This window comes from Lyngbya sp. CCY1209, from assembly GCF_035615495.1.
In the GTDB taxonomy this organism is placed as follows: domain Bacteria; phylum Cyanobacteriota; class Cyanobacteriia; order Cyanobacteriales; family Microcoleaceae; genus Limnospira.
On sequence record NZ_JAJENU010000254.1, the window covers coordinates 1 to 12,187 of the forward strand.

At 49.9% G+C, this 12,187-nt stretch carries 8 protein-coding genes; 6 read left to right on the forward strand and 2 right to left on the reverse strand.

The window, feature by feature from the left end; genetic code table 11:
* Positions 1-885: 885 nt before the first annotated feature.
* Positions 886-3,582: a family 10 glycosylhydrolase gene (locus LKE08_RS06970; protein WP_324703486.1), complete on the forward strand. Its 2,697-nt coding sequence runs from the start codon at positions 886-888 to the stop codon at positions 3,580-3,582.
* Positions 3,583-3,716: 134 nt separating this feature from the next.
* Here LKE08_RS06970 and LKE08_RS06975 read toward each other — a convergent pair whose 3' ends face one another.
* Both LKE08_RS06975 and LKE08_RS06980 read right to left on the reverse strand, forming a co-directional pair.
* Positions 3,717-4,511 carry a Uma2 family endonuclease gene (locus LKE08_RS06975; RefSeq protein ID WP_324703487.1) on the reverse strand — a complete coding sequence of 265 codons (795 nt, stop codon included), beginning with the start codon at positions 4,509-4,511 and terminating at the stop codon, positions 3,717-3,719.
* Positions 4,512-4,580: 69 nt separating this feature from the next.
* Positions 4,581-5,312 (reverse strand): M50 family metallopeptidase, encoded by a 732-nt coding sequence (locus LKE08_RS06980; RefSeq protein WP_324703488.1) that lies wholly within the window; start codon positions 5,310-5,312, stop codon positions 4,581-4,583.
* Between the two features lie 341 nt (positions 5,313-5,653).
* Here LKE08_RS06980 and LKE08_RS06985 point away from each other — a divergent pair, with 341 nt between their 5' ends.
* The 5 genes from LKE08_RS06985 to LKE08_RS07005 all read left to right on the forward strand — a co-directional run bounded on the left by LKE08_RS06985 (position 5,654) and on the right by LKE08_RS07005 (position 12,061).
* Positions 5,654-6,667, forward strand: coding sequence for a hypothetical protein (locus LKE08_RS06985; protein WP_324703489.1), 1,014 nt, complete (start codon positions 5,654-5,656; stop codon positions 6,665-6,667).
* 23 nt (positions 6,668-6,690) lie between these two features.
* Positions 6,691-7,155, forward strand: a complete 465-nt coding sequence (locus LKE08_RS06990) for a hypothetical protein (RefSeq protein ID WP_324703490.1) — start codon at positions 6,691-6,693, stop codon at positions 7,153-7,155.
* A 133-nt stretch (positions 7,156-7,288) separates the two neighbouring features.
* Entirely contained in the window at positions 7,289-9,511 is a 2,223-nt protein-coding gene (locus LKE08_RS06995; protein WP_324703491.1) for a dynamin family protein, read from the forward strand.
* A 94-nt stretch (positions 9,512-9,605) separates the two neighbouring features.
* On the forward strand, positions 9,606-10,592 hold the full coding sequence (locus LKE08_RS07000; protein ID WP_324703492.1) for a hypothetical protein: 987 nt from the start codon (positions 9,606-9,608) through the stop codon (positions 10,590-10,592).
* Positions 10,593-10,594: 2 nt separating this feature from the next.
* The gene (locus tag LKE08_RS07005) at positions 10,595-12,061 is read left to right on the forward strand and encodes a hypothetical protein (protein ID WP_324703493.1); all 1,467 of its coding nucleotides are present in this window, start codon (positions 10,595-10,597) and stop codon (positions 12,059-12,061) included.
* Positions 12,062-12,187: the final 126 nt, after the last annotated feature.

A 12,187-nucleotide genomic window follows, 5' to 3' on the forward strand; every position in this document is an offset into this window, starting at 1 on the left:
TTGGGGGGCTAGGGGGGCGAGTGCGATCGCCTAATTCTATTGTTCCCCCCAGAATTGGGGGGCTAGGGGGGCGAGTGACGGCAAAAACTGCTAGATGAATTGGAACGGGAGATAGAATTCTGAATCCTGCCCTTAGCAATTTGGCGGGGATTGATTGGGTCTGAAAAGCTATATATATGTCGGCACATTCTCCCATGATTTAAGAATAGGTCAAGTGGGGGGATTTGTCAATGGGAAATATGGACAATTTGGGGGCAATTTTGCGATCGCACCCCGTCTCAATGCACAAGTTAACAATTTTGTCAAGCCCCGTCCCCGGGGACTCGAAAAATTGGTGCGTCGGGGAATTTCATTTTTTCGGGAAAATCTGGATATTTCGCGAAGGAATGGGGGTTGTAGCCTCTGGTTTGGCGATTGGACACAAGAACCCCTTGGGTGCCGTTTCGTCAACTGTACCAGAACCCCCATGCTGCCGTCAACTGTTTGAGAGAAATTTGCAATAATTTTTTTATTATTTTCTCAGATAATTTTTGAAAACAAAAGGTTAGGTAGAAATTGATTAGTTTTGGTTAATATCGAGCCTCGGGGGCCGAGGGCGAAGGGCTTTCGCCCCGACATGGAGAAACCGGGTTTCTGAGAGTGGCTTTTATTGCATAGCCAAAACTCAGATAGAAACCCAGTTTCTTGCCTCGGAATTGGGGAGAACAGCCGAATTGAACCAACCCTCCGAACCGATCGCACCGGGAGGCCGAATGGTTTGGAACCGATCGCCCCTTTCCGGTAGAATTGATGGGGAATTCCCAGAGGATCGGGCGATCGCGAGCCGATCCGGGCAATCCCACCGATCGCCCGCAAGGATTACCAACGTTCATCTTCCCCAAATCCATGACTCACCAGCGAACGGGACCGGATCGCCAATCCGTCCTCCTCGGTTCCCTCATCGGCATTCTCGTCAATTTGAGCATCTATTTTCCCGCCCCCGTCCGCGCCGAAACTGTGCTGGGGGTGGTGCGATCGCCGAGCAATGCCGCCGACTGGACCCAGGTGGAACGGCGGCTGCAAACGAGTGACATCCGCCACCGGGCGATCGATATCGACGCGATCGATAGCCCGGAAGCATTGCAGGGGATCAAAGTCCTGTTTCTCCCCAACGTAGAAGTGCTGACCACCGACCAAATTCGCATCCTGGAACAGTGGGTCAAACAGGGGGGGCGGCTGATCGCCAGCGGCCCGGTGGGGAACCGCTCCACGCCTTTAGCCCGCCAACTGCTGCGATCGCTCCTGGGGTCCTACTGGGCCTTTCCCCTCAGCAATCCCGCCCGACCGGAAGCCCAAGAAGGCCGCTGCCGCGATCGCGTCTGCCACAGCGTCACCGACTGGGCGCCGACGTCGGACACGGAAGCCACGGTTCCGGGTGGCGTGTTAATTCCCGCGACGCTGCAAAGCTACACCGCCGGCGTCTGGGAAGGTAGCACAAACTCCGCCGCCGCGATCGCCACCCAACAGGCCATCTATTTAGGGTGGCACTGGGGACAGTCCGAATCTCCCGAAGTGGATGCGGCCTGGTTGCAGGCGGCGATCGGGCGTTACACGATGGGCACCGGGGGAGGACAAGCCGCACCGCAGACCGCCGCCATTCAAACGCCGCCGCCGGAAACTCCCGCCCAACCCGCCACGACGATTCAAACGCCGCCGCCCGCACCACCCGCCCAAATGAGCGATCGCCGTTCGGGTCCCCTCAACCCCCGCCCGTCGTTGTTGGAACTGTTCACCGATCCGTCCCAACAGTCCGCCCCCCCCGCCCTGGAGGTGCAACCGGGGGACGAACCCATCGACAACGCCACCGCCATTTCCATGAAGGAAGAATTGGCGAATTTGCTGGGTCGGTTTGAAAATGCCCTTATTGCTTCCTATTCCGGGGACGTGCCGATCAACTTGCAAGTGGCGTCCGCCCAACTCGACGACGCCGTTGCCGGGATGCAGACGATCGCGGCGGTGCCCAAACCCGCCCGGGATGCGATCGCCCAAGCCGAGGAAGCGATCGCCCAATTCCCCCAACTGGTCGCCCAGCAAAACTGGGCCGCCGCCCGCAAACTGTGGCTGGAGGCCCGACAACAACTGTGGCGATATTATCCCACGGACGGGGAACGGGCCGGGGCGGAAATTCGGGCCGTCTGGCTGGACCGGGGAACCATCGTCGCCGCCCGGGGAGAAGCGGGACTGCGGCAGGTGTTCGACCGCCTCGCGGAGGCCGGCATCAACACGGTCTTTTTTGAAACCCTCAACGCCGGATATCCCATCTACCCCTCCCGGGTCGCCCCGGAACAAAATCCCCTGACGGTGGGTTGGGACCCCCTCGCCGCCGCCGTGAAACTCGCCCACGAACGGGATATGGAGTTGCACGCCTGGATTTGGACCTTCGCCACCGCCAACCAGCGGCACAACCCCCTCGTCAGACAGCCGGAAACCTATCTCGGTCCGGTGTTGTCCGCCCATCCGGACTGGGCGAATTTGGACAATCGGGCCCGCACCTGGCACGAAAACGATCGCAAGGCCTATTTGGACCCGGCGAATCGGGAGGTCCGCAGCTATCTGTTGCGGGTGGTGGGCGAAATTGCCCGCACCTACGACGTTGACGGCATCCAACTGGACTACATCCGCTATCCGTTTCAAGACCCGAACCGGAATTTCAATTTCGGCTATGGCATCGCCGCGCGATCGCAATTCAAACAAATGACGGGGGTCGATCCGGTGACGATTACCCCCAGCAACCCCACGATGTGGCAGCGGTGGGTACAATTTCGGGCTGACCAAATTACCAGTTTCGTGGCGGAGGTTCAACAACTGCTGCGACTCAACTATCCCGACGTGATTTTGTCCGTGGCGGTCTTCCCCCACCCGGAAGCGGAACGCATCCGCCAAATTCAACAGCATTGGGAAGTTTGGGCTCGGGAAGGATATGTGGATCTGATCGTCCCCATGACCTATTCTTTGGATACCAACCGCCTGCAGCGCATCGCCGAACCCCTCACCCGCCCGGAAATGTTGCGGGGGACTCTGATCGCCCCGTCGGTGAAACTGTTGGAAATTCCGAATATCGTGGCGATCGACCAAATTCAAGCCCTGCGGGATCTGCCCGCCGGCGGCTATTCGATTTTTGCGGTGGAAACCATCGACAATAACCTGCAAGGATTCTTCCGCCGCACCCAAAATGGCAAGGCGTCGGATAGTGCGATCGTTCCCTACCGCGAACCGTACAAAGCCGCCCTCTCCCGCTATTTGGCACTGAAACGGGAGTGGAGTTTCTTACTCGCAAATGACCAACTCTGGATCAGAGATGCCGAACTCAAATCCCTGAACGCGAAGGCGGAAAGTTTGGCGGCAGCCCTGGAAGCGTTGGCGGAGTCTCCCTCGTCTCAAAACCTGCGGGAGGCGAAGCGAGAATTGGTCAGTTTCAAGGCTCAATTTACGCGGGCGATGACCCTGCAAGCTCGGGAAAAACCCTACCAGGTCAGCAGTTGGAAAAATCGCCTGGTGAGTTTGGAGATGCTGTTGAGTTACGGCGAACGGAGGCAGTTTTGATCGGGGAATAGGCCAGAGGTGGAGCAGTATATCACAATGTGAGATAACAAAGTGAGAAAAGCGGGTGGCGTGGATTGTCCCCGAAACCCCGACGGGGAACGATTGGTTTTCCTGTTGCCTTCTGGAGCAGTTGCCTATTGCCTGTTGCCGGCTCTATCATTGTCGTTCAACCGTTCGTTGACCGCATCTATTGATAAGCCCAAAGCCGTGGCGATTTGCTCGGCGGTCAATCCCATGTGATACAATCGGGGGACGGCGGCTAAACGGGCTTGTCGTTCTTGTCGGGCTTCGGCTTGGGCTTGTCGGGCCTGTTCTTCTGCGGACAAATAGCGATCGCGGTTTGGGTCGAACCAGGAGAGAATTTCGCGATCGATACCCCCCACGATACCGCGACTGCGACCGATCGCCAAACCGATTTCCGGCATCCAGTAGGGTTCGCCGATTTGTTGCCGATATGCCCCGTCGATCAATTTGTAGACCTCGAAGGGCTCACGGCGATCGCGTTGCCAGTATTCGGGGTTGTAAATAATATAATACAGCACCCCCAGCTTTTCGTAAATCGCCAGTTTCTCGTCGTATTCGCCTCCCGGAGTCCCGGACACCACCTCCAGCACCAATGTCGGGACGATGCCCCCTTCCTCCCAAACCACATAACTTTTGCGGGACTTGTTACCGGGCTGGCGACGGGGAATGCCCAAACTCAGGAAACCGTCGGGGACGACGGGCACTTTCGGGCTGACTCCGGTGGTGTGATAGACACCCATATCCACCGCAAAATACCAGTCATTTCGCTCTTTCCAAATGAATTCCAACAGAAAGAACAGATAATTGGGGATAAAATTTTGGTCTTCGTTATCCACTGGCGTATCGTCGGAACAGGGGAGTTCGTCGCTGGTGGGTAAGTCTTTGTAAAGGTCGGTGTGAACCATGGGACTGAACCGAGTGGCGGACGTACTGCAATTATAGCGGCGGTTGCAACTGACGGCAATTTTTCGACATCAAATCTCCCCGTCGTCGGAACCGTAGGTAATTTTCAGGCTGAACCAAAAGATGGAAGCGGAAATGACCATAATTACCGCCGCCCAAAACCAGTGCGGCAGGAACAAATATTCAGCCAGTTTGCCGGTGTCGGATACCAAATGGCCGCCGTTGATATTGACCGCGCCGCCGCCGAACAAATAATCCTTTTGGTGGTAGGTGCTGACGATCGCCTGCATCCCCATAAATTGTATCGCGAAAGCCTGGATTTTTTTGGGGGTTTCAAACGCCAGGAATAATATCAAAAATCCCCACAAAGAAATCGCGATCGCGCCGAACCAAGTCCGTATCCACAGGAACACGGACAGCAGCATCACACAACCCAAGACCATCAAACACCAGTGGGCGGTTTTGGCGCGGCGGCCGGATAAAATGAAGATTCCCCCGGCGACGGCTGGACCCAGCGGACCCCCCATCGAAACCAAGGCTCGTCCCAGCCGCCCGCCGAAGGAGACGGAACTGGAAGCGACGCCGGAACCGTCGGAAAATAACATTAATTTGTGGAAGTCTCCGCCGAGTAAAATGGCGGTCAGTCCGTGCCCCATTTCGTGGAACCAGGTCGCCAATATTGAAAAGGGATAGAGGATATAATTTCCCCAGGAGAATTGCCAGAGGAGTACGGTGGCGATCGCGGCGGCAATTAACCCGATTAACCCCATCTTGGACGATGACGAGTCTTGCAAGTATGACATGAGGTGGTTTTAGATTGGTTGAAACGCGAAGGATTTCCCCTACTGGAGGGGACGGTTCCATTCTACTCCATAAATTTGGGGTCGGGCAATAGGTGGGGGGGAGGGTGCAAGGGTTGCGCCCCGACGGGGTTGATATCGCGGATGGATGTGCCGGACCGCAAAGTATCACATCGGCGGAGGTGCGGGGTGGGGTGCGATCGCTAATCTGAAGCCTATGACATGGGGTTGATCGCCCGAATATACAGTCTGTCATATCGTCTGAATTTCGGTAATTCTACTGAAGGAATACACTGCAAATTGAGGCTATCCTTAAACATAGGGTTATCAGGAGTCCTTTGAACTTGTCAGAACAATCGAAGCGTAACGCGGCGTTTAATGCCGCATCCCAGGCAAGAGTCCGCCACGCGAAACTCGGCGACCTGTCCAAATCTACCCGAGACAGAATGTCCTGGGGCGGAGTCCGCGGCGACATCGGCAGAACCGAGGCGCAGGCGACGGAGATGTTGGGGAAGGTTCCCCCCTCGCAACGGGCGGGAGTTGATGCCCGAGCCGCCGCTGAGAACACCCGGCAATATTTGTCCGATAAAGATGCCAGCCACATCCGGGCGCACAAACAGGGGGGTTCGGATCATCCCAACAATATGACGTGGGAAAACTCCCAGGCGAACCGAGCTCGGGGCGGGCGAAATATGACTCCGAAAGAACAGGCAAAACTGGGCGCTAAGTGGCACGTTGACAATATTACGGGGGCCGTCAAAGCCGGAATTCAAGCCATACCAATGGGAGCCGCGATTGGTGCGGTGACGACGGCTCCTTTTTCGATACTGACGAACGCTTTGCGGGTGGTGCGGGGCGAAATTTCCGAGACGGATGCGATCGCCCACACTCTGAAAGATACGGTGGTTGGTGGCACTGTGGGGGGTGTGTCCGCATTTACGGTGACTACCCTCGCCGCCGCCTGTCCCCCCATCGCAATGGCTCTGAGTGCTGCTTCCCCTGTATTGTTGACAGTTGGGGCGGCGGGAATGGTTTACGAGTTCTTCCACATTCTCGAAAGCCATAAAGAGGAAGTTCGCAGGTATTACGAATCCCTCACCCGTCAGGAGTTGGAACACCTGCAAAGTATCGAAGATGAGTTGATCGAGCAACACCGCCGAAATCTGGCATTTTTGGACGAAGCCAAAGCGGTGAACGATTACATCCACGATCGCCCCTGTGAACCGGGAATCGAGGGAGCCTTGAAACGGTACGCGGAATCGAGGGCGATCGCGCAATCTTTGGGGGCGATACCGGACGGAACACAACGCCCCCAATTCGGTGGTTTTCAAAATCGTTCGTTGCTTCCCGGTTATTAAATATTAAGTTGGAGATTTTGACGATGGTTTTTCCTGTGATTTGTGGTTTGGTTGGTGCAGCCGTCGGAGCAGTGGCGGGGGCGTTCGTGGCTCACGCTGTCGGCGAAAAAGATAGGCAAGCCGCCAAGCATCACCGAAAAGTTGCCAACGAGTTAACCCAAAAGTACGCTGATTTAGAACGGCGATATTATGAATTAGCAGATTCCAATACAAAGTTAATTAGTGACTTAACACGACAACACGCTTTAGATGAAATGGAAAAAGATCTACTGCGGTTAGCTCTGCGATTACAGCAACATCTGATGTCGCTGATGTATGACATCGATCGCGATCCGACATTACCCGTTCTCCGTAAATTTAAGGAGGCAGTTGATATCACCAATGGGGTACTCTGCGAACTCAATGAAGAACTGATATTCGTGCCGAGTTATTACTGGGCAAAGAATAAAGTCCTGGCTATGAGGCAAGAGCAACTGTTGCTCCAATAATCGTGAAATGTCGTCGGACTGGGTGTCGCAGCAAATCTGATTATTTTTTTCGCAGAATTGCGGAAATGGAAATACAAAAATTGTAGACCCACATAGACGAGCAAACGTCTGTCTTTCTTCAGGATAATCAATCATGTCATCTCAAGAATTTCAACAGCTTTATCAGAACGTCGATAAAACGGGAAAACGACTTTTTCAGTTTCTTCAAGAAGTGCGATCTGGTTTTGCGATCGAAGGACAAAATGTCTTGCGATCGACCGAAGAAGACCTTCAAAAAACGTTGCAAGATCTCAGCGATCAGAAGTATAAAGTGGCGGTGGTCGCGCCGATGAAAGCCGGAAAAAGCACTTTTTTAAATTCGGTCATCGGTGCAGATATTTTAGCCAGCGAAAATGCAGCCTGTACCATTTGCACAACGGAAATTCGGCATATTGACGAGACACAAACGCCTCGCCTAGTGGAATACCGAGAAGGAGCACGAAAGCCGATCCTACTGGCAGAAGGAAACGCAACAAAAATTCAACAACAGTTTTTAGAACGAACCCGGCAAATTCGCAAAATGGGAAACTGCGATCGCGTCATTCGTTTTGAAGTAGACCATCCCATTGAAGCCATCAGCCAACTCCCCTCGCTGTCCGGTTTCACCCTCATCGATACTCCCGGACCCAACGAATGGAAATCTTTCAATGAACTCGATCAAGTTTCTTTGAAGGAAATCACCTTGAAAACTCTACGCACCTGCAACGTCGTGGTGTTTGTTCTGGATTACACTTCTTATAAAGATCATGCCATTATCGATCTATTCCAAGAAGTGCTGAACAATCGTCCTGAGATTTTAAATAAGGTTTACTTTGTCCTCAACAAAATCGATTTGAAATCGGAGCGAGATCCAGAGATTGATACTGTCGTCGATTATTTAAAAAACGAGTTCATAGAGTTTGGATTTGCCAACCCGATGGTTTTTCCCGCCAGTTCGCGGAAAGGTTTGCTCGCAAAGTTGATCATCAACGGGACGGCGACCAAAGCAGATATCGAGGATTTCGAGAACTTCTTTACTGCTCCTTACCGCATCAAAGACGAACAGGGTCAGACAATTATCCCCGCACCTGATAAAATTGCACCTCAAGCTTTATTAGATAGCGAAATTCCCAAGATTGAAGAAAAACTCATTCAAACGATCACCCAGAATGCGGGGGTCAATCTTTTGGAAGATGTCTTAGTTCGATTCGATAAAACTGGGAAGGGGATCGAAGACAGTCTCAATACCAAAATTCAAGGTTTGACAATGGGACTCGAAGATCTCAAACAAAAAGTTAATGAATATGCCGGAAAAGCCGACAGTGCGAATCAACAAATTTTGACATTAAAAAAGTCGATCAAAAATCGCGAATCCGAGTTAATCGAACGTTATGACAATGGGTTGCAACAATTTGCCACTCAAGCAAAAACCAACATTCGGCAAGAAATCGAGCAACTTGCAGAGTCTCTTGTGTCGCGGTCAAAACAGTCCTCTGGAGGTTTGATAGATGGGATTTTTAAAGTTTTTAACAACTTTTTTGATCGCATCAATGTAAGCGAGAATCAAAAGTATAAAATTCGCCTGAATAACAAAAATGATGCTCAACAAATCTTGAAAGCTGTCAACGATTATTGTGCTCCGCACTTGCAAGATCTGTGGGTAAAAACTCAAGACAGTATGATCCGAGAAGGGACTCAGATTCGCCAAGAATTAGCCGATGAAATTCAAAACAAGATGCAATCAATCTCTGATGAGCTCTCTCAATACTTGGGACAGTCTTTGGATATTAAATTGAACGTCGATCCGATTCTCATACCCGAATTGAACTTTGAAGGAGTAATCGATGAAAAAGTAGATCGTATTTTGTCAGAAATTCAAATCGTGGATAAGGAGGTCAAGCATCGTTCCTGTCGCGATCCGGAAATTATCGATGTTTTTCAGGTCGTCCATGAAATCGATTTGGTGTACATTTGCGAATTGATTCAGAAGAGTATTGACGAACAAATCCAGAACAGCAAAGTTGTCATTGATCGCGTTATCAACAAACAAGTTAATGCAGATTTCAGTGCCGCTGCAAAACAAATTGAAGATTATATCGAGAACTTTCAGTTGGAACTCGAATCGCTGGTTTGGCAACAAGAAAGCCAGGGTGATGAAGCACAAAAAATGCTCATACCTCTCGAACAGCAAAAAGTTACCTTGAATCAACTCTATGCAGAGTTGCGTTATTTGGAAGATGGCTTGTCCCAGTTGAAATCAGCAAGTCGGAAAACATCTCCAAATGTTTCCAATGCGCCCCCCAAGGTTTCGGAAAAATATCGAGTTGAATGTCTGTAATGGCAAGTTAGTTACCGAGAGGCGTTTTACGAAACGCCTCTATCAAACATCGCCAATAATGTCAATCCAATGTTTGGAGATAATGAATGGCTAATTGACCCGAAAAAATCTCAGTATTTTCACCGATCTAGATGATATCTTAAAAAACCAAAATTACGTGAAAATACTGATTGTTTTTTCCGAAAGTAGACTTACAATCATAAATAGGAAGTTCACCTTATCACCTCTAAAAATTATGCTACATTTCACCAGAAAGCGTAAAGCCATAGAAGCACTTCAGGAAGCCGTCAAAGAACATGAAGTTATTCGAGAACAAGTCAAGCAAGCCAGCATTGATCTATTCAAAAAACGCCAGAGAGTGGCTTCTGAAGTTATCGAATCAGTTGAATTATATGTCAACACTTTGTCGAACTCTCCGAAAGAATTCGATAAAGCTGTTTCTGAATTTCGCTATCAAGTTAATTGTTTTCTTAAAACTGTCCAAGAAGTCAAACAAAAGTCATCTGCTTCCACCCAAGTTGCTACCGGATCTGGTGCGGCTGGTGTTGCAGCCGGGGTAGGAGTTGCGGCTTTCGGCCCTACCGCTGCAATGGCGGTTGCTACCACATTTGGGACGGCTTCAACTGGGACTGCGATCGCTTCTCTATCCGGTGCAGCAGCAACCAATGCCGCTCTTGCATGGCTCGGAGGAGGTGCTTTAGCTGCGGGAGGTGGCGGTATGGCTGCTGGAAATGCTTTGCTGGCAATGGCTGGTCCGGTTGGTTGGACAATCGGTGGGGTTGCGCTTGTCGGTTCGGGCATATTTGTGAATCAAAGTAATGCCAAAGTTGCAGAAGAAGCGACAGAAAAACGTCTTGAAGTCAACAAGGACATAATTTACCTTAAAAAGGTCGATTTGGAAGTCAAAAAAATTGCAGAAGAAATCAAAAATCTCGCTGATAAATGCTTGAAACAGCTCCTCTACTTCCTGAAAGAAGCCCCCAGAGATTACCGACAGTTTTCTCAAGAGAAAAAAGAAGCTTTCGGGTCACTTATTAACTGTATTCGTTCTCTTGGCAAACTTCTCAATCATAAAATTTAATTATGAGCCGAGATAAAAATCGACCTTTAGATGTCAATATTGCTGCTCAGGTTGCCGGCGCTTGGTCGGCTTCAGATAAAAGCATTCGTGCCGACAACCTGCAAGCATCACTACAAAAGCTTGATGGGGCTTATTCATCTGCAATGGGTGAAATGAAAGTCATACGGGATTTTGTAGGAAATTCACAAAATATTTTGGGCAACGAAAACACAAAGCATGGAGAAATTGCCGAGCAAGTTCATGTGGGAGTTACACGGGCATATGATATTCTTTGTGGACGTTCGCCAAGCGCAACTTTTGAGAATATAAAAAGGACAGCTTCGGTAGACTATCGAGTTGATGGAGTTGACGTTCAGTCCAAATATATCCAGAGCCTTAACAAGACGCTCGATCACATTTTAGACCATAGCGAAAAATATCCTGAATTTGCAAAAGGAAATAGTGAATATCACATCCCAAAGGATTATTATCAGCAACTTGAAGAACTTCGCGAGACGGGTCAGATTAGCAATTCCGATCTGAGCGAAAAATCGATCCGGACAATTCAGAGAAAAATTGATGAGATCGGTCAAGTGACTGGTCGCGATGTCGAAGATGTGATCAAACCTGGAAATGCCACATATGATGAAGTTCAGAAAGGTAAAATTGATCAAACTCTAGATTCTAGGGAAAAAGATCTGAAATCCACAAAACAAGATCTTCAAGATTTAGAAAAACTCAAAAACTCACCTTCAATTCAAGGATTGGGAAAGGCGGCAGCTTGGGGTGCAGTGGCGGGTGGAGGAGTTCGTTTAGCTCAGGCTTTCTGGATCAAGTTTCAAGAAGGAAAAAATCCATTTATTGGAGACTTTACTTTAGCCGATTGGCAGGATGTAGGCATTGAAACTGGCAAAGGAACGCTGCAAGGAGGGATTGCAGGTGGAACCCTATACCTATTAACAAATGCCACGGATCTTGCTGCTCCTTTTGCTGGTGCAATGGTCAGTGGATTAGTTGGGATTGGAGATTTAGTTCAACAATACCATCAAGGTCAAATCAACAGCGATCAGTTTGCCGAACTTTCATTTTTTGTCGCGACAGATGCGGCAATTGTTGGTTTGGCGACGGTTGCAGGACAGGCAATTATACCGATTCCCATGTTGGGCGCTTTTGTAGGAAGTATATCAGGAAAAATAGTTGCATCAGCTTTGAAAAGTTATTTTCAAAATTCGGAAAATGAACTGATCGATAAAATCGAATCTAGGGTTAATTACATATTACACAAGCTCGATGTCGAGCATCGAAAATTTATCGAACAGTTAAATCAATATTTCGATAAATTGGAAACATTGATTAATCTGGCTTTTGATGAAGAGTTAAATACATCTTTGAGATTGGCAGCTAGTGTTACTCTTGCCGAAACAATGGGTGTTGAGGATTCCCTCATTATTCGCTCTACTGACGATCTGGATGAATTTATGATGGCGTAAATGTCGGTTGAAATATAGAAATGGGTTTGATCAAACCGATCGCACTCTGAAAATTTGGCGATCGCCCCCATTTGACGCATAAAACCCAAACGAGCGATCGCATTTTTGTAGGGGCGTATGGCATAC